Source organism: Congregibacter brevis, assembly GCF_045689245.1.
In the GTDB taxonomy this organism is placed as follows: domain Bacteria; phylum Pseudomonadota; class Gammaproteobacteria; order Pseudomonadales; family Halieaceae; genus Congregibacter; species Congregibacter brevis.
The window spans coordinates 1703258-1725594 of sequence record NZ_CP136865.1 but is presented as its reverse complement, the minus strand read 5'-3'; the positions used below and the strand labels follow the sequence as shown (position 1 = coordinate 1725594).

19 protein-coding genes and 1 riboswitch are annotated in these 22337 nt (G+C 55.1%); of the genes, 5 read left to right on the top strand and 14 right to left on the bottom strand.

Annotated elements, in window-relative coordinates:
• Position 1: 1 nt before the first annotated feature.
• The 8 genes from gspG to R0137_RS07535 all read right to left on the bottom strand — a co-directional run bounded on the left by gspG (position 2) and on the right by R0137_RS07535 (position 9572).
• Positions 2-433 (bottom strand): type II secretion system major pseudopilin GspG, encoded by a 432-nt coding sequence (gene gspG / locus R0137_RS07570; RefSeq protein ID WP_407329991.1) that lies wholly within the window; start codon positions 431-433, stop codon positions 2-4.
• A 21-nt stretch (positions 434-454) separates the two neighbouring features.
• Positions 455-1675: a type II secretion system inner membrane protein GspF gene (gspF, locus tag R0137_RS07565; protein WP_407329776.1), complete on the bottom strand. Its 1221-nt coding sequence runs from the start codon at positions 1673-1675 to the stop codon at positions 455-457.
• A gap of 12 nt (positions 1676-1687) precedes the next feature.
• Positions 1688-3205 carry a type II secretion system ATPase GspE gene (gspE, locus tag R0137_RS07560; RefSeq protein ID WP_407329775.1) on the bottom strand — a complete coding sequence of 506 codons (1518 nt, stop codon included), beginning with the start codon at positions 3203-3205 and terminating at the stop codon, positions 1688-1690.
• Complete coding sequence (gspD, locus tag R0137_RS07555; protein ID WP_407329990.1) at positions 3202-5196, bottom strand: type II secretion system secretin GspD; 1995 nt, start codon at positions 5194-5196, stop codon at positions 3202-3204. Before gspD ends, gspE begins: the two co-directional genes overlap by 4 nt.
• A gap of 68 nt (positions 5197-5264) precedes the next feature.
• Positions 5265-6332, bottom strand: a complete 1068-nt coding sequence (gspC, locus tag R0137_RS07550) for a type II secretion system protein GspC (protein WP_407329774.1) — start codon at positions 6330-6332, stop codon at positions 5265-5267.
• A gap of 131 nt (positions 6333-6463) precedes the next feature.
• Positions 6464-7648: a sulfate adenylyltransferase gene (gene sat, locus R0137_RS07545; protein ID WP_407329773.1), complete on the bottom strand. Its 1185-nt coding sequence runs from the start codon at positions 7646-7648 to the stop codon at positions 6464-6466.
• 38 nt (positions 7649-7686) lie between these two features.
• Positions 7687-8304 carry an adenylyl-sulfate kinase gene (cysC, locus tag R0137_RS07540; RefSeq protein WP_407329772.1) on the bottom strand — a complete coding sequence of 206 codons (618 nt, stop codon included), beginning with the start codon at positions 8302-8304 and terminating at the stop codon, positions 7687-7689.
• Between the two features lie 122 nt (positions 8305-8426).
• Positions 8427-9572, bottom strand: coding sequence for a GGDEF domain-containing protein (locus R0137_RS07535; RefSeq protein WP_407329771.1), 1146 nt, complete (start codon positions 9570-9572; stop codon positions 8427-8429).
• Positions 9573-9669: 97 nt separating this feature from the next.
• Positions 9670-9807, top strand: a riboswitch (TPP riboswitch).
• Positions 9808-10012: 205 nt separating this feature from the next.
• On the opposite strand from R0137_RS07535, the gene R0137_RS07530 reads away from it, so the two are divergent.
• Genes R0137_RS07530 through R0137_RS07515 form a run of 4 tightly spaced genes read left to right on the top strand, consistent with a single transcriptional unit; the run spans position 10013 to position 14395 of the window.
• Positions 10013-12127, top strand: coding sequence for a TonB-dependent receptor (locus R0137_RS07530; protein WP_407329770.1), 2115 nt, complete (start codon positions 10013-10015; stop codon positions 12125-12127).
• Entirely contained in the window at positions 12124-12693 is a 570-nt protein-coding gene (gene pnuC, locus R0137_RS07525; protein ID WP_407329769.1) for a nicotinamide riboside transporter PnuC, read from the top strand. The genes R0137_RS07530 and pnuC overlap by 4 nt, the downstream gene beginning before the upstream one ends.
• The gene (locus R0137_RS07520) at positions 12645-13526 is read left to right on the top strand and encodes a phosphotransferase (protein WP_407329768.1); all 882 of its coding nucleotides are present in this window, start codon (positions 12645-12647) and stop codon (positions 13524-13526) included. The genes pnuC and R0137_RS07520 overlap by 49 nt, the downstream gene beginning before the upstream one ends.
• Positions 13527-13555: 29 nt before the next feature.
• On the top strand, positions 13556-14395 hold the full coding sequence (locus R0137_RS07515; protein WP_407329767.1) for a 2-dehydropantoate 2-reductase: 840 nt from the start codon (positions 13556-13558) through the stop codon (positions 14393-14395).
• Positions 14396-14400: 5 nt separating this feature from the next.
• On the opposite strand, the gene R0137_RS07510 is transcribed toward R0137_RS07515, so the two are convergent.
• The 4 genes from R0137_RS07510 to ampD all read right to left on the bottom strand — a co-directional run bounded on the left by R0137_RS07510 (position 14401) and on the right by ampD (position 18951).
• On the bottom strand, positions 14401-15807 hold the full coding sequence (locus tag R0137_RS07510; RefSeq protein ID WP_407329766.1) for a serine/threonine protein kinase: 1407 nt from the start codon (positions 15805-15807) through the stop codon (positions 14401-14403).
• 3 nt (positions 15808-15810) lie between these two features.
• The gene (locus tag R0137_RS07505) at positions 15811-17457 is read right to left on the bottom strand and encodes a sigma 54-interacting transcriptional regulator (protein WP_407329765.1); all 1647 of its coding nucleotides are present in this window, start codon (positions 17455-17457) and stop codon (positions 15811-15813) included.
• 110 nt (positions 17458-17567) lie between these two features.
• Positions 17568-18356 (bottom strand): regulatory signaling modulator protein AmpE, encoded by a 789-nt coding sequence (gene ampE / locus R0137_RS07500; RefSeq protein WP_407329764.1) that lies wholly within the window; start codon positions 18354-18356, stop codon positions 17568-17570.
• Between the two features lie 4 nt (positions 18357-18360).
• Positions 18361-18951, bottom strand: a complete 591-nt coding sequence (gene ampD, locus R0137_RS07495) for a 1,6-anhydro-N-acetylmuramyl-L-alanine amidase AmpD (RefSeq protein WP_407329763.1) — start codon at positions 18949-18951, stop codon at positions 18361-18363.
• 117 nt (positions 18952-19068) lie between these two features.
• On the opposite strand from ampD, the gene nadC reads away from it, so the two are divergent.
• Entirely contained in the window at positions 19069-19914 is an 846-nt protein-coding gene (gene nadC / locus R0137_RS07490; protein WP_407329762.1) for a carboxylating nicotinate-nucleotide diphosphorylase, read from the top strand.
• 85 nt (positions 19915-19999) lie between these two features.
• Here nadC and rraA read toward each other — a convergent pair whose 3' ends face one another.
• Both rraA and R0137_RS07480 read right to left on the bottom strand, forming a co-directional pair.
• Positions 20000-20488 (bottom strand): ribonuclease E activity regulator RraA, encoded by a 489-nt coding sequence (gene rraA / locus R0137_RS07485; RefSeq protein WP_407329761.1) that lies wholly within the window; start codon positions 20486-20488, stop codon positions 20000-20002.
• Positions 20488-22248 (bottom strand): acyl-CoA dehydrogenase, encoded by a 1761-nt coding sequence (locus R0137_RS07480; RefSeq protein WP_407329760.1) that lies wholly within the window; start codon positions 22246-22248, stop codon positions 20488-20490. The genes rraA and R0137_RS07480 overlap by 1 nt, the downstream gene beginning before the upstream one ends.
• Positions 22249-22337 lie beyond the last annotated feature (89 nt).

The following is a 22337-nucleotide window of genomic DNA, read 5'->3' as shown; positions in this document are numbered from 1 at the left end:
ATTAGTTCTGCTCCGACTTCCAATTACCGATGTCTGCATTCTGATCCTCACCACCAGAGAGACCATCAGCGCCGAGCGTATAGATATCAACGTCTCCGTTTTCTCCCGGACTCAAATAAAGGTAGGGTCGACCCCAAGGATCGAGGGGTACCTCTGCAAGGTATCCACCATCTTTAAAATTGCGCGGTGCAGGATCTATGGAGCTGGCACTAACCAATGCCTCAAGCCCCTGCTCCGTGCTCGGATACACGTAATTGTCCAGACGATAAATCTTCAAAGCCGTCTCGATGGCCTTAAAGTCAGCCTGAGCCTTTTGAATCCGCGCATCATCAGCGCGGTTGAGAACCGTGGGCGCAACAATACTAATCAACAACCCCATGATCACCAGAACGACAAGAATCTCCACCAGGGAAAAACCCGCTTGTGCCCGCATACCAACTCTGCGCTGCATGTCTTACCTCACCATCGTATTCAAATCAAAAATCGGAAGGAGGATGGCTAAGACAATAAGTAGCACCATGCCTCCCATAAAGACCACCATGAGTGGCTCAAAAAGTCCCATCACGGTACCCAAAGTCATTTCCAGTTCGCGCTCCTGGTTACTCGCCGACCGTTCGAGCATATCCTCCAATGAACCACTACTTTCGCCGCTCGCGACCATGTGCACCATCATCGGAGGAAAATGTCCCGCTTCCCCCAGAGCCCGACTCAGACTACTGCCCTCCTGCACTCGCAAAGCAACATCCTCGCTCTCTGCGCGCAGCACTAGATTTACGAGCACTTGACCCGCGATACGCAGGGCCTCCAGTAAAGGAACCCCACTAGCCATAAGAATGCTCAAGGTCGAGGCAAACCGCGCGGTATCCAGTGCAATCAGCAATCCTGAAACACCCGGCACACGCAAGAGAAACCGATGCCAGAGCAGACGGCGCTTGGGCTCTCGCAGCAAGCGACGCACAGCAATCACCGCCGCTATGAGACCAATAAACAGCCAAAGACTGTAAGATCGGAAAAAGTCACTCGCGGCAATCAATGCCACAGTGAGTCCCGGCAGCTCTCGATTGCTTTGAGAAAAAATGCCTATGAGCTCGGGCACGACAAACACCATGAGTGCAACAATCACGGCAACGGCCACGCCCAGAAGGATAAACGGATAGATCATCGCCATGCGCAACTGCTGGCCACTGTGCTGGCGTCGTTCGGCATAGTCCGCCAGCTGTTCCAACACAGGCCCCAGAAAGCCCGCATGTTCACCCGCTGTCACCATGGCGCGATACATCTCGTTAAACGCGAGAGGAAACTCAGCCATAGCGTAGGCCAAGGTATGCCCCTCACTAACCCGAGAGCGAATCTGCAATAGCATGGCCTTGATACGAGGACGCCGTGTCTGCTCCGCGGCGGCTTGCAAGCAATCGGCAAGGGGCAAGTTGGACTGCACCAGAGTGGCGAGCTGACGCGTTAAGAGCGCAAGGTCTGCGCCCTTGATTCGTGTAGGGAGCAAGCGTTGCCTAAGACTCCCGTTCGCCGCCTCTGCGCGTGCAGCGCTTTGAACTTCCACAGGACGAAGATCCTTAGTGCGCAACTGCACTCGAACCTGACGTTCTGAATCTGCCTCGAGCACCCCACGTATAAGCTTGCCTGCAGGGTCTAAGGCACGGTAACGGTATGCGGTCACGGTCTGGCTAGCTCAAGCCACAGAGGTGACACGCAGCACTTCCTGCAGACTGGTATCACCTGCCAGGATTCGTCGCCGGCCGTCTTCCTGAATGCTCGCCGAGCGCAACCTTGCCTGCTCGCTGATCGCCTGCTCTGAGGCGCCATCGTGAATAAGGGCGCGCAACTGGTCGTCTATCTCGATCAGCTCGTAAATCGCACTGCGTCTTTTATAGCCACTGTGGTTGCAGCTAGGACATCCCACCGCCTGGTAAATTTGAGTTTCTGGATCCTCATTAAGATTGATCCCTAAGAGCTGAGCCTCGCCTTGCGTCGGAGTAGCTCCCCGTCGGCAGTCGGGACAGAGCAAGCGAACCAGACGCTGCGCCATTACTGCTATGAGGCTGGACGACAAGAGAAATGACTCAACGCCCATGTCCTGGAGACGCGTCACAGCGCCTATGGCAGTATTCGTATGTAAGGTAGAGAGCACCAAATGCCCAGTTAAAGAGGCCTGCACCGCGATCTCTGCAGTTTCCAGATCACGAATCTCACCCACCATGACCACATCTGGATCCTGACGGAGAATGGCGCGCAATCCGCGGGCAAAGGTCATATCCACCTTCGTATTGACCTGCGTTTGACCGATACCCGGGAGCATGTACTCCACCGGGTCTTCAATCGTCATGATGTTTCGAGCAGCATCGTTGATCTCGGACAGACCCGCATACAAGGTCGTCGTCTTGCCCGACCCCGTGGGACCGGTAACAAGGATGATTCCGTGGGGACTTTTTAACGCGCCCCTAAAACCTTCATAGACAGCCTCTGGCATCGCTAACTGGCTCAGCTGCAATTGCCCCGATTGCTTGTCGAGTAACCGCAGTACCACGCGCTCTCCATAGGCGGAAGGAATCGTAGACATACGAATATCTACCGCGTGACCAGCGATGCGCACCGATATGCGCCCATCCTGAGGAATACGCCGCTCCGCGATATCTAACCGTGCCATGACCTTGAGCCGAGAGACCAGTAAGGGGCCAAGCATCCGTTTGGGCGACAGCACTTCAGACAGTACGCCGTCTATGCGGTAGCGAATACTGAGTTTCTCTTCGAAGGTTTCGATGTGAACGTCGGACGCTTTCTCGCGCACAGCCTCCGAGAGAATAGCGTTGATCAACCGAATGATCGGCGCATCGTCCTCGGCATCCATGAGATCCCCGGCGTCGGGAATTTCCTCTGCCAGCCGACTGAGATCAACATCAGAACTAATGTCTGCGGCCATCTGCACGGCTTCGCTGTTGTCACGCTGATAGGCTATGGAAAGTTGGCTTTGAAAATCTGCAGGCGAAAGCGCCTGAAGCTCTAGCGCTTCGCCGATACGGCGGCGAAGCTCCAACAGTACGTCTGCGCTCAGTGCCCCAGTGTGTAGGACACGGTGGCTAGCCTGGGGGTCAATAACAACGCGGTGTGCCTTTGCAAAACTAAACGGCAGCTTGCCAGGCAAAACTTCCGCGGAGTCCAGGGCAAGCAAAGCCGGCTGCGCCTCGGTCACGGCGACTCTGGCTCCAGATCAGGCTCGGGTGCGCGTAGGTCCTCGCGAATCTTTTCGAGCTGAAGAATCTGCTGCTCCCAATCAGGAAGCACAGGTACCTCGCTCTCTCCGAAGAACATCAAACCCTGCTCTCGCTGCGCCCGTTGCTGGTCACGTATATGCCGATACTTAATTGCCGTTGCACCAGCTATCTCTGCGTCATCCCGAATGATGGTTGGCCTGATAAAGATCATCAGATTCGTTTTACTAACCGAAACCGCGTCATTGCGAAATAGTCTGCCAAGGTAAGGGATGTCGCCCAAAATCGGCACCCGTTGCTCGGTGCTTTGCACATCGTCTTTGATCAACCCACCAAGAACCACAACCCGTCCATCCTCAGCCAAAACCTTGGTACGAATCTTTCGCTCATTGGTAATCAAATCTGCCGCCGCAGCCGATGCAACAAGAGTAGCGCCCGTAAGGGAGTTCACTTCCTGTTCTATTTCCAACACAACAGAGTCACCCTCATTCACCTGCGGGGTAACGGTCAGTGTGATGCCGACGTTTTCTCGCTCGATCGTTTGAAAGGGATTCTGAGCGCCGTTGTTACCCCCTGTGTTCGTAAAGGAACCAGTAATAAAAGGCACCTGCTGCCCCACGGTAATAAACGCCTCCTCATTGTCCAGGGTTAATAGACTCGGAGTGGAGAGGATATTCGCATTGCTCTGCTCTTCAAGCGCATTCAGGATGACCGTCATACTCAGATCTTCACCCACCACACCCCAGCCAAGGGACAGACCTGCGGAGCTAGCTAAGGCGGCAGCCAAATTCCCTACATCAAAATCACCCGTTGTGGATCCACTGTCGGTATCGCCATCAGATGGTAAAATCGCGCCGGCAATGTTACGCGCTCGGCTATCCGATGCATTGATATTGCTGCCATAGAACCCGCTGTCGTTAGCAAACAGCCACTGCAAGCCCAGGTCCTGACCGTCCGTCACCTCCAGCTCCACAATAATGGCTTCTACCAACACCTGCGCCCGACGAATATCCAGACGCGTGATCACTGATTCCAGCGCGAGCATCTCATCGGCATCTGCAGTGATAATCAGAGAGTTAGTTCCCTCGTCGGCTTCAATAGTCGCGGTATTACTGGACGAGCGCGCCGCTTTTGCATCCCCCGTATCCAGCTTGTTGATGTTTTGCATTACCCGTGTCAGAACTTCGGCGATCGCCGAGGCTTGCGCGTACTCAAGGTAAATCACCTTGACGTTACCGGTCTGCTCCAGCGGCGTATCCACATAGGCTATAAGGCTACGAATTCGCGCCCGCTGCAATTCGTCACCCGTTACGAGAACACTGTTGGTGCGCTTGTCTGGAACCAACAACACATCAACTTCCCCGCCATTGTTCTTCGCTTCCGAGGCATTGAGCTTCTCGAGCATTCTTACTACGTCTTCAGCAACCGCATAGCGCATAGCGATGACATCGGTTTCCTGCACCGCCGATTGATCCATCCGCTCAATGATTCCGCGGATACGACTGATATTAGATGCCGAGTCCGAAATGATAATTGCGTTACTGGGAGCATAGGCCGCCATGTGTGCCTGCTGGGGTACAAGGGGACGCAGCACCGGGATCAGCTTTGCTGCAGAAATGTTGTCGAGGCGCAGAACTTGAGTTACGTATTCATCGTTCACAGAGCCGAGAACACCCGCTTCGTCCGCGACGGGAACCGACGCCGACCGCGCGTCCTTGTTTTGAATTACTCTGACAACGCCACCAGAGCGCACAGCGGTGTAACCGTGAACGTCGAGAATCGCGAGAAAAAGGTCATAAAGCTCACTGGCATTCACTGGGCGGGACGAAACAACCTTTACTTTCCCCTTGACCGACGGGTCAACAACAATCGTCGTGTCGGTAGCCTCGGAGACGAACTTTATGAGCTCTTGAATATCGGTCTCTTTCAGGTTGACAGTAAAGTCCTGCCCAGCGGCCGGCGTTACGATCAAGGCAAAAAGAAAGGGGAAGGTCGCGAGAGCACCGAAGCCGTTGCGCCACCAGGATAACAACGAAGGAATCACGACTCGCCCTTCCCTGCAGGTGCCCCAAGACTGACATTAAGCGTCACAGACTCTCCTTTGCGCTGTAGTTCGAAGCTCGCTTCACTTGCTGATCGCATGGCTTGATAAAGTCTCACTGTGTTTGCCGGGTCGGTCAGCGACATTCCATTTACCGCCGTCACCAAATCACCGGTTTCAAATCCTAAAGCCGTAAACTCACCTGCAGCACTACCGGGACTCACCCGATAACCCTGAAGTTGATCGCCGTCACGAACAGCAACAACGCGCACGACCTCAGCGAGGGACTGGGGATCTCGATAGAGGCGTTCCCGGTACTCCGTGGCGATCTCCGACGCGGACGTATCCACTTCTACGTTACGTACAGGCGCATCTGTCGCCCGAGAGCGTTCTGCAACTGAGACGTTTGGTGTCGAATCAGATACAGATGTCATTAACTCAACCTCTTCAAACAAACGTAAGACCTCGTAGCGACCGCCATTGTCCAGAACCACCAGGTTGGACAACACTTTTGCCAGAACTACTTCACCACTTACGGGTAATTCATCACCCACCTGATAAAGATCCTGCAACTTCCGATGCTCTACGACGGCCTGACCAAGGCCGGCCTCGGACGCGGCCAGCACACCCCGCAGCAGTAGTGGAAGTCGGGTATCAGGGGCTCCATCCTCTATTCCCGCTAGAGCGATGCTAGCCTCCGCTTCGCTCATGGCCGGCGCACGACCGGTAGCAGCAGCGAGGGTCTCAGCACTTACCGCTGAACCGGGTTCACCGAAGAGCCGCGCAGCCACAAGAGCCTCTATATCGACAGAGTTACGTACTTGAACAGCGGAACCGCTGGATACTGGATTAATAACTTCGATCTCTGGAAGGGGCTGAGCCTCCGGTAGAAAGCTCCAAAGCCCCGTCCATAGGGATCCGACTATCCAGAGGCACAGGAGCAGGCAAAGAACTTGCTTTAAACGAAGAAATGCCGTCGGCTGGGAAAAATAGCGAAACGCGCTCGCTCCCCCATTTGCTATCTGGGACGTGAGGCTAGCCAACCGTGTCTGCCAAAGCGTTGTCACTGCTGCTCCCAGCTTTACCAGTTGTGTGAACTCAATGGCGGTCTCTCATGAAGCGCTTTCGAGAAAGGCGCCATTGAATGGCAAAATTGTGACACTAATATGACAGGCTCGCCAGAGATATTGGGTCCGCTTTACTGCTGGCTGTGGTAGTAATCCATAAGAATTTTCGCCACTTCAGGTCGCGAGAATTCCGGGGGCGGCGCAATACCCTGCCCCAGCATTTCACGCACCGCAGTACCCGACAGCAGGACAAAATCGTCTTTACTGTGGTCGGGGGCGTCACGCATCATCACCACCTTATCGAGTTTGCGGCTGTAAGCGGTGTGATCTGCTCGGTAGATATCGATTTCCAGGGATCCGTCCGGCACCTCCTCATCGAAAACTGTTTGTGCGTCAAAGCCACCATAGTAATCACCGACGCCCGCATGGTCGCGACCCACGATGAGGTGTGTACAACCACAATTCTGGCGAAACACCGCATGCAGTACCGCCTCACGAGGGCCGGCATAGAGCATGTCAAAGCCATAGCCCGTAACCATCACAGTGTTGGGTGGGAAGTACACCTCAACCATCTTGCGTATGGAGGCGTCCCTTACTTCGGCAGGAATATCACCGGGCTTAAGTTTGCCAAGAAGCATGTGGATCAAAATACCGTCCGCCTCAAGGTCTTCCATAGCCATACGACAGAGCTCTTCGTGCGCCCGATGCATGGGATTTCGAGTCTGGAAAGCGACGACCTTCTCCCATCCCCTTTCAGCTATCTCCGCACGGATATCCACCGCCGTTCGGAACGTATCGGGAAACTCCGATGCAAAATATGAGTAGTTCAGGACCTGAATAGGACCAGACACTACTCGATTGCCCAGACTCAAGAAGGTTGCAACGCCAGGGTGCTCAGAGTCCAGCGTCCGAAAAACTTTTTGGGCAATCTGAGAGAGCTGCTCGTCGCTCGCTTCTTCGACGGCCGCAACATCCATTATCGCAAGTACAGGATTGCCTTCGACATTGGGATCACGCAGGGCTAAGCGCATCCCCGCCTGCACATTTGGATCGTCCGTGACATTAAGAATGGGCACAGGCCAAAACAGCCCCGACTCAGTGTGCAACTTGTCGGCTACGGACACTGCGTCACCCAGACTCATGTAACCCGTAAGCGGATTAAAATAACCCGCTCCAAGCATTACCGCATTGGCGGCGGCGGCGGAATTCAACAGCATTGATGGCAGTGACTCGCCTTCGCTAGCCAGAGCAGCGCGGGCTTTATCGTCGTAAACGTAGAGGGGGCGCAGTTCCTTCGAACCGTGGGGCTTAATCATCTATGTATCCCTTTGTGTGCAGCTTTAGTGGCGTCGATTCAGGCAGCAATAATGCCGCGTTCTCGCAGCTCTCCCAAAATCTGGGCGACTTCTTCGTCAAGGCTTTGCTGATCCGAATGTAAGTGGATTTCTGCAGACGGGGGCGCTTCGTAAGGGTCATCAATCCCTGTGAAGTTTTTGATTTCGCCTGCGCGCGCTTTTTTGTAAAGGCCCTTAGGATCACGACCCTCCGCAGCCTCAAGGGAGCAGTCCACGAACACTTCAATAAAGTCGATGCCAGCCGCCACGTGCAATTCTCGAACAGCATCACGGTCCGCTACATAAGGGCTGATAAAACTGGATAACGCGATGATACCGCTGTCCGCGAAAAGCTTGGCGACTTCGCCGATACGGCGAATGTTTTCCGTGCGGTCTTCAGCCGAGAACCCCAAATTCTTGTTGATCCCCATGCGAACGTTGTCACCATCCAAGCGATAAGCGAGCACGCCATGCTCATGAAGCACGCCCTCAAGCTCTACAGCTACGGTGCTTTTGCCACTACCCGAAAGTCCTGTAAACCAGATCGTGGCGCCTCGATGCCCCAGGATTTTTGCGCGATGTTCGCGTGTGATGTCGCCTTCGTGCCAGTGCACATTAGTGGCTTTCTGTTCAGCCATGATTCCCTCTCGGTAGAAGTGATTTTTGAGCCCGCAAGCTTAGCACGCAGTGCGGCAGCGGGCAGGGCCAAAAAAATGATGCACCTCTCAATATTGAAGACGCGGTTCGGCCCCTCAAAGAGCTAGAGCATCAGCAAGCCCAGGCGGGCTACGGAAATTCGATTGCCACCCGCGCGCTCGGCTTTCTGCATCGCCGCTTCAGCCTCGGATTCCATTTGGGTAGCAAGGCGCTCGCTAGATTCCACGGGATGTCTCGAGGGCTCCCAACAAACCAGCCCAACGCTCAGAGACACGTGAAGCACTGCCCCCCTACCATCATCGATTGCAAAATCGTCGATATCCCGTCGCATGCGCTCGCCAATATCATGGGCGTGGGGCTCATTACAGGCGGGCAGAAGCACGGCAAAGTGCGTCGCTGATATGTGTGCGATGTAGTCGGTAGCACGCAACTCAGAACACAGACGCTGAGAAACGCGACGCTGCACAAAGTGGCAGGCCACTTCTCCATAGCTCTTGCAGATATCCGCCAATTCATCGAGGGAAATGTACAAAAGCGTCATCGGATGGTTTACACGCCGCGCCCAATATATCTCTCGCAACATATCGCGACGAAACGCACGAAGGTTGCCGACCTCGGTCACTGGGTTAAGCAGCGTCAACTGATCAACACGTTGGTACTCTACAACCCTGAGTAGCGCAGCCGCTACCAGCTGCCCTAGCATGGCAAAAAGCTCGCGTTCCTGGTCGCCATAGGCGGTCATCGTCTCGGTGAGAGCTATGTGGTAGCTCCCCACCAGGCGATCGCCATCAAAGAGCGGCATCATGATAGCGCCCGCCGCGTTTGATGCACCGGACAAAATGTTAAACATTCGGCGATCGTCAAGATCTATAAGCGATGTGTCAGGGAGATCGGGGTAAAGTTGGTACAGCGCGTAGTTGTCGGACTTAAGTGACAGGGATGACCCGAACATTTTGCGAATGGGCAGAAGGCGAGCTATCTGCTCCTCCGGGTCATGGAGCCGCAACTCGGCCTGAGCAGAGCCAAACCCGTGGGGAAAATCTTCGAGGAGATACTTCACCAGGGAAGAAAGGCTTTTCATCCCCAATAAGTGACGCTGAGCCTGCCGAAGCTGCCGCAATACATGCACATGCAACAGTTGGACAAGATCGCCGCTATCCTCGGGCTCCACTGGCAGCTCGGTCATTTCAATGTCTGTGACCTCAGGCTGCTTGCCGCTCTCTTCGCTCTCTTCGCCCACTTCGCTCACTTTTGCTTGTTCTTATTATCGACCAAAACAATCTCCTACATACCACTGAAAACTGTGGCCGCTTTGCCCAGCCACAGTAAGCACACTATACTCCATCGAACAAACCGAGGGGTGGTTAAGACCTGAGACGCCTGCCCTTCACCGTAGACCAAAAGTAGGCGCGGTGGAGTGCCAAAGCGAACCCTTAGAACCTGATCCGGGCAATACCGGCGTAGGAATGGTTGCAGCTTTCACCCGTCCAAGTCTGACGAAAGCCGCCCGTTCCCTCGCCCGAGGGAATATTCGTGAGCCAGATAAGCACTTCAAACACGCCACACTCGTCACAGAAAACATTACACACCAGAAGGATTGAGCATCTGTCGAGCGGCAGCGCTTCTGACTGCGGGGCGGATTTTACGCATCGGCGCGATAGTTGTGGGACTTCGACGATCGCCGGGGTCGTGCTTTCAGGCATTTTGCTGGCGGTGCCTTGGTCAGCTACCGCACAAAACGTGCTTTCTGAGAACGCATCACCCTCAGGGTCCGCTCTTGAGGAGGTTGTCGTAACAGCAGAGCTTCGCAGCACACCCTGGCTCTTACAACCAACGAGCAGCAGCATTGTGGGCGACGCGCAGATTCAGGAGCGCAATGCGATCCATCTCGAAGACCTCTTAATACTCGCTCCCAATGTGAATCTGGCCGGAGGTAGTTCTCGAGCACGTTTCTATCAGATACGGGGAGTCGGTGAGCGCAGTCAGTTCGTAGAACCCCTTAACCCGTCGGTAGGACTCTTGATAGACGGCATTGATTTTAGCGGGCTGGGAAGCGCGGCAACTCTTTTTGATATCGAGCAAGTAGAAGTGCTTCGCGGGCCTCAAGGGACCCTGCACGGCGCCAATGCGCTCGCAGGCTTGATCAACATGCGCAGCGCGGCACCAGAGTCTGAATTTTCCGCTCGCCTGCAGTCGACGGTAGGTGATTATGGACGCCGGGAGCTAGGCATAAGCGCCACTGGTCCGCTCATCGACGACAAGCTGCTTTTTAGAATCGCAGCGTTCGAGCACCGAAGCGATGGATTCATCGACAATAGCTTTCTCGGTACAAGCGACACCAATCGGCGAGACGAAGCGGTGTATCGCGGACGTTTGCAGTGGATAGCGAGCGAGCGGCAGACCTTTGACCTCACACTATCGCACGTGGAAATTGATAACGGCTACGACGCCTTCTCCCTCGATAATACGCGCACGACACTGTCCGATATGCCCGGAAACGATCGACAGGAAAGCGACGCTCTCGGCATCCACTACCGCTGGTCAGGGGGCCGCGTTCTCGCGGAGTTCATGGCCAGCGCCGCGACCTCTGACACTGACTACAGCTACGACGAGGACTGGAGTTTTGTCGGTATCGCACCCGACCTTGAATACTCGTCCTTTGATCGTTATCTCCGAGAACGAGAGAGTTACAGCGCTCAACTCCGGTTCTCTTCCGCCGAAGCCCTCACCACGGCTTTCGGCGACCTGAACTGGACGGCCGGAATCTATGCTCTAAACGATGACGAATCACTGCGTCGCGATTACACATACCTTGCTGAGGATTTCCGTAGTCGCTTTAAAGCAGAAACTCGAGCCGCCTATGGCCAGCTAGATCTGGAATTGACTCAAAACTGGACCCTCAGTGGGGGACTACGACTAGCGAACCGGTCCATGCAATATGACGATTCCAATGCAGTTAGCAGCGAGCCGGACAATTCCTTGTGGGGAGGTAAGCTTTCGCTTCAGTACGAAAACGAGGGTCTCGGCATGTTCTACGCGGCGGTTTCCCGCGGCTATCGTGCCGGCGGTGTGAACGCCGGCATTCTCGCATTTCCCACCGACGAACCTGGAACCTCGGAATCTCTCTCTGACCTACGCTTCTTTGACGAAGAGCTTCTCTACAATTTTGAGATCGGTCACAAAGGTCAATTCTTCGAAGGGCGAGTGCAAAGCGCCGCCACCATTTTCTACATGGATCGAAGTGATCAGCAGGTACGCGGCTCGGTGGTCGTACCCCGCGCTGATGGCAGCACAGCTTTCATCGACTTTACGGATAACGCGGCGGCCGGATACAACCTGGGACTGGAGTGGGAGCTGCGTGCTGCGCTGAGCAATGACTTTGAAATGTATCTGAACACCGGTTTGCTGAGAGCGCGCTTCGGTGAATACATCAATGCCGACGGTCGCGATCTTGAAGACCGGGAACAAGCGCACGCGCCAAGTTACCAATTCGCCGCGGGCCTTCAGTGGAGTCCAGGTGAGCACTGGAAGACCGACCTGCAGTGGGAAGGTCGCGACAGCTTCTTCTTCTCCGATCGCCACGACGTAAAATCCGATGCCTACGGTCTCATTCACTTACGCGTCGCCTACCAAGGCGAAAACTGGGAAGTGGCCCTTTGGGGACGTAACCTCACAGACGAAGACTACTTCACCCGCGGCTTTGGGAGCTTTGGTAACGACCCACGCAAAGGCTACGTCACAGAAGCCTACCGACAGTTCGGCGACCCCAGGCAATTGGGCCTTAGCTTGGAACTGCAGCTTTGAGCACAGCACTGGAAGGAATCGCGGTCGTTTTAGGACTCGCCTACCTTATTTTAGCCATTTGGGAAAAGCGCAGCTGCTGGATAGCAGGTGGCTTGGCTTCCGCTATCTTCATGGTGATTTTCTGGGATGCGGGTTTACCGATGCAGGGGCTGCTTCAGGTCTTCTACCTGTTTATGGCAGCCCTTGGATGGTGGCGCTGGGGCAAAGACAGCTCAGATACTGCGCGCACCGTCAGCAGAGTCGGCTGGCGATACCACGCGACCATTGTCGCCAGTCTTGTTCTTCTCAGCGGCATCACTCTACTGGCGCGAAATACACTGACCGATTTACAGGCCATCGTGGATACAGGAAGCAGCTGGGCCGGCGTTCTTGCGACCTGGATGGTCGCTCAAAAGAAACTCGAATCGTGGATATACTGGGTCGTCATTGACCTTTTAACTGCAGGGCTATATCTGAACGCGGGATTGCTGGCATCATCGGGTCTCTACTTGGTTTACACAGTGCTGGCGGTTATCGGATGGAAGCAGTGGCGACAGAGCTTGCGTCTTCAAGCAACAAGCAGCTAGTACGCGAAGTTTGCCAGGATTATGCTCTCTGGGCGCCCGAGCTGTCGGGCCCGCCATCACCGGGCGCTGTACTCAATGGCGGTCACAACCATTCCTTGCAACTCATCGAGAGTCCCGAGCAGCAATGGGTCGTGCGCATAGCAACCACTGAGCTCCGCGACTTGAGACAGAGAGAAGCGGAAGCTACCGCACAACGGTTTGCCGCTAATGCGGGGATCGGCCCAAAGCTGCTCCTAAGCGATCCACAGCGCGGTATTACGGTCATGGAATACATTGACGGGGCTAAGGATCATCAAAGCTCTGCTGTTGAACTGGCTATGCTGTTTAGCGAGATTCACGCCCTCCCCGCTCAGGGTGAACGACTCTTCTCGCCCGAGACCCTGCGGCAACACCGCGTCATTGCCTCGGCTGATAGCGAGTTGGCACGACTGTTAGAACGCGGTGAATCGAGGATCAAAAACGCTATGGATTGCATCGAGGAGGCGTCTTCGCTACCCCCTGTGTTCTGCCATAACGATCTCTTGAGAGCAAACCGCATCTCCAGCAAAGGTCGACTTTACGCTCTGGATTGGGAATACGCTGCCCCCGGAGATCCTCTCTTTGATCTGGCGGTTTGTGCCTCGGAGCTCGACAATCAAAGCGCGGAAGAACTCCTCTTCCAGTACCTTCGGCGCCTGCCTTCCACCGAAGAGGAGCGACGTTTTAAAGCTCAGAGCCTGCTCTACGCCTGTATTGAGGCTTGCTGGTTAAGCGCACATAAAGGCAACACACGAGAGTCGGCAGCGTCAAGGCAGCGAATTGCAAAGTTACTGTCCGCCGAGAGTTCATCTTGAGCCATTGGCATATCTTGGGAGCGGGTGCGATGGGTTGCCTTATTGCCCATCGCATGCAGCAAAGTGAACTCCCCTCAACTTTGGTGCATCACCATCAAGAGCCCATTAGAAAAATTGTCGTCGATGGGCCAACCGAGGCGCATCTCGAGGCCCTGCCCCTACACACGCTTGCTCACGGCAGCATCAAACGCCTGCTGATCACCACGAAAGCGGGGCAAGTGGAGAACGCGCTAGCATTAGCGCGCCCCTATCTGACGAAAGGCGCAGTGGTTGCCAGTACTGCCAATGGAATGGGTTTTGAGAAAGCTGCGCAAAACAGTATTCCGGATCATACGTTTCACCGCGCGATTAGCACTGCAGGGGCTTTCAGGGTGTCGGCAAACAGGGTACGGATTGTTTCAAGCGGCATAACACGCATAGGGCGACCTGGGGCGAGCCTCTCTTCACCTCAATGGTTCAAGGACAGCCTTCAATATCTTTCAGGGTGGCAGTGGGCGTCGAATATAGAGCAGGCAATCGCCGGCAAGTTTTCTATCAACTGCATCATCAATCCGCTCACCGCAGTACTTTCTTGCCGCAATGGCGAACTCCTTGACCGCGGCGAGGCCAAAGCTGAATTGAAGGCACTGTGCGAAGAAACGGAACCCGCACTTATCGCCTTGGGTTTGTGGAGCGAGGAAGAGGATTTGCTCGCCACCGTGGTTTCTGTTTGCCAGAGCACGGCACAGAACAACTCTTCAATGTTGCAAGACACAATGGCAGGTCGCCCGACCGAGGTAGAGTTTCTAAACGGTGAACTACTTCGGCGCGCTACATCTCTGGGTATAAGCCTGCCCCTTAACAGCACACTCTTGCACTCTCTTCGCTAGCTTCGCTAGCTTCGCAAAAAGCCTATCTGCTCTCGAAGTAACTGAGACAGCGACTGCTTGAGCTGAAGAACTGACGCTGTTTGAGAGACAGACAGCTGCCCTTCTTGGGACAAAGCTCCTTTTTCACTTCGCAGCTGGAGCAGGCAACGGCCGGCCTCGCAATCAACCCGCAGCGATAAGCTTTGCTGGGGGATGCAGCTGTTATGCAGCCCAGCCGGCGTTGCGGTGTAGTAGCTGTCATCGGCAGGTCCAGCGCCAAGAACCACAATGTCCTCAGAGGCTTCTTTGACAAGCGTGCTGAGCAGTACACGCAAATCCCGCTCATTCATTGCCGTCATACGCGCATTGGCACCGATATTAATCTGGGGCATAGGAAGGGCGAGACAGGGTCCCGGAGCGAGCCAAGCAAGAGTGACAAGTGCTATCGGCGCCAAACCTACAGCAACAATAAGTCCTCGCGCTCCTAAACTGCCCCGGGACCAATAAGAGAAAAGCCAGGCCTGACCTTGCTGCCAAACCGGAAGGCGCACCAGTTTTCTGGGTAACCGAACATTTGCGACACCCAGGGCCGGCTCTTGGAGCTTCATTTGCGGCGCTATTTCTGCGAGGTTCGGCGCAGGCAGCCGACTCCTAACTTCACGCAACCGCTCTCGAAGATCAAAAGTGCTTTGGGGGCGAGCATCCGAGCGCGAAGCCAGTAGAGACAGTAGTAGTTTTTCGATTGACTGCATTGCAAGAGGCGACAAATCCGCTAGTACAGGAGCGGCCTCTAATCCCCCACGCATACGTCGTACATCTAAAGCTCCCCCGTCATAAAACGGGTGCTCTCCGTAGAGCATGCGATACATAAGTAAACCAAGAGCATAGAAATCGCTCAGCAACACCGCAGGCTCTCCCCTAGACTGCTCCGGCGAAATAGACTCGTGGCTATACGACGACCATTGCTCACCCGCTAGAAGTGACGACCCAAAGTCCGTCAGAACAGTGCGTCCCTGAACATCAATGAGTACGTTCGCGGGTTTGATATCACCGTGTACAAGACCTGATTGACGCAGCGCGGCGAGTGCAGCTGCAAGGTCTGTGAGCACTGCCATCGCATTTTCCGGACTCAGGCGTCCCTCTAAAGCCAGGAGTTCCTCTAAAGTACATCCGGGAATGTACTGAAAGACAAGGGCGACGCTCCCTCCCGCGCTGACGACATCATAAATAGTGACCGTTTGAGGGCTCTCTACGAGCATCAAGTGCCGGGCTTCAAGAACCGCTCGGCGACGAGCCGCCATAGACCCTGACAAGTAGTAAAGCTTGATACAGACACGGCGCTTAAGTCGAGTATCCAGCGCCAAATACACCTCACCCTGTCCACCATGGCCTAAACGGCCCAGTACGCGATACTGCGATAGACCGCGGATCACCGATCAGCCCCTATCCTCGCCCTCAAAAACATCTGATAAGTTGGCGGAAGCAACTCCGCTTGCACGCAGACGGGTTTGTAGGCCTCGTCGTGACACGGCCAGACGCTCAGCAGTTGAGCTCAGATCTCCACGACAAGCATCCAGAGCTGAGAGCAATTCACCCAAGGGGACATCAGCAGCCAGGCGGCACTCGCGCAAGCCCTTGAGGCGCCGATACACTGCGGGTCGAGACACGCCCAAATCTTTTGCGACAGCCGCGACCTCATGTTTAGCGTCGCGCCACGCCTCCACAAACTCCTCGTCTGACACCTCGTCCAAGCGACGAGCCGCGGACTCTTTTATCTGGGTCGGCTCGGGCTCGGAAAGATCGGCTTGAGGTGCGGGTTTAGCTTCAGATAGCTGGCTCAAGGGACGACCGAAGCGCTCTCTAATAGTGCTGGGAACCCGCAGGTCTCCCCTCGATACACTACTTATCTGAGCAACAACATGCTGCAGCTCGCGGATATTCCCAGGCCAGCTGTAAAGTAAAAACTGTTCAAACAAGCGTGCCCAGGCGCTGACACCGGCGACACTACTCTGAACATCCCAACTCAGTCCTGCTTCGCCCGCTTGCTCATTGAAAAAATCCGCAGCCAGCAATGCAACATCCTCAGAACGCTCCTTCAGGCAAGGCAGGTGCACCTCATACGCACCCAGCCGATAGCGAAGCGCTGGACGAAAAGTCTCACGGAGCTGGTCAGGATCTTGCTCCATCGCTGCAATCACACGCAGTGCGACGCGCTCACTCTTGCCGCCCACCACCTGAATCTCTCGCTCCTGCAGTGCTCTTAGCAACATTGGCTGCAATAACGGGGGCGTGTCTCCTACCTCATCAAGGAACAACGTGCCGCCGTTGGCCTGCTGAAAGAACCCTTTACGGTTTGCATCAGCCCCGGTGTATGCACCCTTTGCTGCCCCAAAAAGACTGGCGCTGGCCAAATCCACGGGCATGGCCGCCATATTCACAGCCACCCAAGGCTCCCCTGATCGACGACTCAACGCATGGATTGCGCCAGCTATGCGTTCTTTGCCGGTGCCCGTAGGACCAATGAGCAATACATCACCACCACTCTTGGCCGCAGCATCAGTGCTCTCACGCAGTTGCTGCATCGCTGGACTCACGCCGCGCAACACAGCTAACTCCGGGGAAGTGCTGACGGAAACCCTGGAGCTTCGTAGCCTAAGATGCAGGACGATTCGCTCCGCAACGGTCAGAACCACTCCATTCTGAAGCTGCTCCGGGGAAAGAACTGCAGCGTCCAAAAGCTCGCGACCATCAATACGCAAACGGGAACTGCCTTCTCTACGGACTAACTGCCAAAGCGAACTTTGGTAGCTGAGACTAAAAGCCTCGCGACTCACAAATTCATCGTCGCAGCCTCGAGCTGGGGAGCCATCGAGATGAGCAAACTGGGGCCGATGGCGACCAAAAACCGTGAGGTCATCGGCGTACCCCAAGGAACACACTTCTCCGATACGTGAGGTATCCGGATGGAAGGCTAGAACAACGCACAACTCCTGACTATCTGCATCGATTGCCGGAGAATCCCAGAGAGCGTCATCACTGACACTCAGAATTCGAGTGGTATCCAAATCTTTCGGGTCATTCAATGGAATCCTCCTGGAGGCCGGATCCGTCTAGCTTAGCCTTCCTGAGTAGTCGTTATTTTTTTCATCCATATGAGCATAGCAGTTGGGCCGCGACAGCCAAGGAGAGAAAATCATCCGAGGATAAGAACAGCGGACAGTACCAACAACCAAAGGCCCGCACTGCGATAGAGAATATCGCCGAGGACGCGAGCTCCTCCGACATTGTTACAGGCAACTCCTGCCAGCTCGAGAAGGAGCTGTGGAGCCCTAGTCGTGTCAGTAAGGTGCGCTAAGGGGGCTCGCTTACTCACGGCCAAGAAATCACCGCTCAATGCAAAAGTTAAACCAAGGATTCGCGCTGGCATCCAATCAGCCCAACGTAGCACCCTTAAATACAGGGGTGATCCCTCACTGGCACACAGCAACGACAAAACCCGATACAAAACGGCTAAAGGTGCCCCCCCAACGACGAAGTAAAAGAGTGGCGCAAACCAGCGTGCATAACCACTGTAGATCAAACGCTGCAATGCGACAGTTTGCGCTTCGCTGTCCGACTCAGGAGAAAGGGGAGCCCAGATATTGTCCAGAATCTCACAGGCTCCTTCCGAGTCGACCGCAACACGGGCCTCGTACCGCTCGAGGGCCGTATGGAAGTCATCTCGACCCAAACTCCACACAAACAGTCCTGCCGTGGCCAGTAATTCTGCGAGCCCGAACAGCCAATCATCAATTACAGATAAAACCCAGATGACCACCAAAACCACGACACCAAGAGTGATCAAGGTACGGGCTGTCTCGTTAGAGATTCGCGCAGCAACAGCCTTATCCCATTGAAAAAGCCAGGCATCACGCTGCAAAAAACTTCCCGGCTGAATAACCTGATGCAAAGACAATGCAATGATCATTGCTAGAAACGTCATCGCCCTAAATTTCCCTCTGTTTGTGAGTGTCGGAGCCCGCCGCATGCGCCAGCGAATTTCTCAACCGCGCCCAGTCAAAAGCCTCACCCGGATCGGTTTTCCTGCCGCTGGCAATATCGCTATGTCCGACTATTGGTCCGCGCGCCAAGGACGGTAGGTACTCGCGCAGCTCAAAAATCAGTTGCGCCAGCGCCTCATATTGCGCCGGCTCGTAGGCACGACTATCCGTGCCCTCGAGCTCAATACCAATACTAAAGTCATTGCAGTTTGTCCTGCTTCCCCACGAGGAGACTCCTGCATGCCAAGCGCGATCAAGGCAGGATACAAACTGCGTTAACACACCATCTCGGTCGATCAGAAAGTGTGACGAAACCTCAAGCCCCTCGAGCTCTTCAAGGGATGAATCCCGAGAGCAATCAAGGGTGTTGCAAAACAAAGACTCTATATCGCCTGTACCGAAGCAACCCGGTGGCAGCGAAATATTATGCACCACCAGCATATCCAGAGCGCTGGGATCTGGCCTGGAGTTAAAGTTAGGGGAGGGACAAAGACGAGCTCTTTTCAGCCAGCCGTCCCATGCATTTTGTGAGGACATGACGCCATTGTGTGCATCAAGCGGCTTAACGGCAAGCTTGCCGATGGTTTTGGTCGGGAACAGGCGCTGCTACTATGCGCCCGACAAACACTCCCAGAACCCAAGCCGGAAATTTGTATGCCACTCAACCTCAGTCGAGTCCCGGACAAGCTAGTCGACAGCAATGTAGAAAGCGCCCTTGCAGAAGATATTGGCACTGGAGACATCACCGCCAACTTGTTGCCGGCCGATAGTTTGGCCGAAGCGACCATCATTACCCGTGACGCAGGCATTCTATGTGGCCAGCAGTGGGTATCCAGAGTCTTCAAACGTGTTGACGAACGCATCAACGTCCACTGGTCTGTGGCTGATGGCGACGCTTTAACAACAGGTCAAATACTCCTGACGCTTGAAGGTCCCGCCCGCGGACTGCTAACAGCAGAACGCACTGCCCTGAATTTTCTACAGACGCTATCAGGCACAGCAACGCGCTGTCGTGAATACGCGGACAAGGTTGAGGGCACGGGCGTTCGACTACTGGATACGCGCAAAACCTTGCCAGGACTGCGAGCCGCCCAAAAATACGCAGTGCGTTGCGGCGGATGCTACAACCACCGCATCGGGCTCTATGACGCGTTCTTAATTAAGGAAAACCATATCCTCGCCTGCGGTGGAATACCCGCCGCCGTATTGCGAGCAAGAGAGAGTGCGCCAGGGAAGCCGGTGGAGGTTGAGGTGGAAAGCATGGACGAGTTAGCGCAGGCAATAGAGGCAGAGTGCGAGCGCGTAATGCTCGATAACTTTGATCTCGATGCCATGCGCGAGGCTGTAAAACTCAATGATGGCCGAGCAGAGCTAGAGGCATCGGGAAACGTGACCTTGGAAACACTGTCCGCTATTGCCCAGACCGGGGTCGATTTCATATCTATTGGGGCATTAACCAAAGCTTGCGACCCTCTAGATCTGTCGATGCGCCTCGCATGAGCTTAGAGTGTTCACAGACGCGATCACCGAGTCTGCAAACAACGCTTACAGGAAAGTCTTGCCACTGATTACGGGCAGCAGCGCTCTACAGAGGCTGCAGCGCCTCGGAGCTGACAAGTACACCGTTACGGTCGGCATAGATGTAGTCACCACTCCTGACCGTAGTACCCCCGATTTCGACAGGAATATCTCGCTGCCCCTCTCCTCGCTTATCGGTTTTTTGCGGGCATGCGCCGAGCGCTTTGACACCAAGGTCAAGGGTCTCGAGGATTTCGACGTCCCGTACCGCTCCCGCAATCACCAGGCCGGACCAGCCATTCTCGACGGCCTTTGCCGCCAATTGGTCACCCAGTAGTGCACGCCGCAAAGAGCAGCCGCCATCTACCACGAGGATTCTGCCATCTCCCTGCTGCTGCACGAGCTCTTTCACAAGCGAGTTGTCTTCAAAACACTTCACGGTAAGAGCAACACCGCTAAAACAACGCACCGCGCCGAAGTCCTGCCAAGAGTGAAGCAAGGCGCGAGCCTCGGGAGCGCCGTCGGCAAGATCCGGTGTACTGAAGACGGCGCTCACTAGAGCCACCCTACATGGTAGTCCTGCAGAGCCCCAGCAGCATTAGCCACGGCGCCCGCGTAACCCTCGCATCGCGGCAGAATACTTTGGGCATAAAACGCTGCTGTGGCGATCTTTTTGGCGTAAAACTCGTTGTCACTTCCGTCTTGTATCGCAAGCCGCGCTACGTTCGCGCCTCGGGCCAGTTGCCATGCTCCGAACAAGTACCCGGTTTGCATCATGTAATCGAACGCTGCAGCGCGAGACGCCTCGGGATTACTGGCGAGCATCTGGATCACGGTCTCCGTCGACACTGCCTGCAAGGCTACGGCATCTCTAAGCGCACTGCCCACGGTCGCAAGCTCGCCACCAGCTTCTAAATAGGCATTTGCATCTTTGCGAATCATATCCAACACAGCGCCCATAGTTGAACCACCATCTCGGCCAAGCTTACGACCAACGAGATCTGCGGCCTGGATACCGTTAGTGCCTTCATAGATTGGAGTGATGCGCACATCGCGAAGGTACTGGGCTGCGCCGGTTTCTTCTACATAGCCCATACCGCCATGCACCTGAACTCCCAGCGACGTCAACTCAACGCCGACCTCGGTCATCCAACCCTTAATCACGGGAATCATCAGATCTATGCGTGCCTGCGACCCGGCTTGATGGGCCTCGGCACCGTAATGAGCTAGGTCCATTGTCACGGCCTCGCTGTATGCGAGGGCACGCATTGCCTCGTTCAAGGCCTTCATTGTGAGCAGCATGCGTTTCACATCCGGGTGTTGAATAATGGGCACACCGCCCTGCACTCTTTCTTTGGCGTAGGCGAGCGCCTGCTGGTAAGCGCCCTCAGAGGCGCCCAGACCCTGAAGTCCCACTTTCAAGCGCGCCTCGTTCATCATGGTAAACATGCAAGTGAGGCCGCGATTTTCTTCACCGACAAGATAGCCAATGGCACCCCCGCTATCACCAAACGCCATCACACAGGTTGGGCTACCGTGAATGCCAAGCTTATGCTCCGTCGAGACCGGATAGACGTCATTGCGCTCACCAAGACTGCCGTCCGCATTCACAAGAAACTTTGGCACTAGAAAAAGCGAAATGCCGCTGGAACCTTCCGGCGCGTCAGGTAGCTTGGCAAGGACGAGGTGAACGATATTGTCGACGGCGTCGTGATCACCCCAAGTGATGTAGATCTTCTGGCCGGTAATCAAATAATGATCGTCCTTAGGTACCGCTCGGGTCTTCATGACGCCAAGATCCGATCCAGCTCCGGACTCAGTAAGGTTCATGGTTCCCGTCCATTCACCGGTGTGCAGTTTCTCCAGGTAAGTCGTCTTGAGAGCATCATTCCCATGGGAGGAGATTGCCAGAGCCGCGCCGCTGCTTAAAAATGGCGCAAGCGCGAAGGCCATGTCGGCGCCATTCCACATCTCTGACGCTGCCGTGCCATAAAGCTCCGGTAAGCCCTGACCACCAAAGTCAGCGTCCGCTGAGATGCCAAACCAGCCTCCTTGAGCGAGTTGTTGTATCGCTTCGCCATAGCCTGGCGAGATAATGACCTTCTGCTCTTCACAGCGCGCTGGATGAAGGTCGCCAACCCGACGTAAGGGCCCGATCACTTCGCCCGCCAGCTTAGCTCCCTCATCAAGGAGAGCAGCGGTCAGATCTTCCCCCACACCCAGTTCCTCAAAGCGAGGCAAGCCGCCGAGGGTATCGCCCACGCGGAGTACTTCATCGATCAAAAAACGCATATCTTCTAGCGGCGCACGATACATAGTAGGAAACCCTTAGCTTTACTCGTCAAAATCCAGAACGCGGACGATAATCCGCGGCGAGCAAGTATAAAGGCTTGGCAGGATGGCGG

Coding starts and splice junctions, on each gene's coding strand:
- cysC (WP_407329772.1), bottom strand. CDS start 8,304: ATGGCTGAACAGAAAGCCACTAATGTGCACTGGCACGAAGGCGACATC.
- R0137_RS07515 (WP_407329767.1), top strand. CDS start 13,556: ATGGGTTGCCTTATTGCCCATCGCATGCAGCAAAGTGAACTCCCCTCA.
- nadC (WP_407329762.1), top strand. CDS start 19,069: ATGCCACTCAACCTCAGTCGAGTCCCGGACAAGCTAGTCGACAGCAAT.
- R0137_RS07520 (WP_407329768.1), top strand. CDS start 12,645: ATGGAAGCAGTGGCGACAGAGCTTGCGTCTTCAAGCAACAAGCAGCTA.
- ampE (WP_407329764.1), bottom strand. CDS start 18,356: ATGACGTTTCTAGCAATGATCATTGCATTGTCTTTGCATCAGGTTATT.
- sat (WP_407329773.1), bottom strand. CDS start 7,648: ATGATTAAGCCCCACGGTTCGAAGGAACTGCGCCCCCTCTACGTTTAC.
- ampD (WP_407329763.1), bottom strand. CDS start 18,951: ATGTCCTCACAAAATGCATGGGACGGCTGGCTGAAAAGAGCTCGTCTT.
- gspG (WP_407329991.1), bottom strand. CDS start 433: ATGCGGGCACAAGCGGGTTTTTCCCTGGTGGAGATTCTTGTCGTTCTG.
- R0137_RS07480 (WP_407329760.1), bottom strand. CDS start 22,248: ATGTATCGTGCGCCGCTAGAAGATATGCGTTTTTTGATCGATGAAGTA.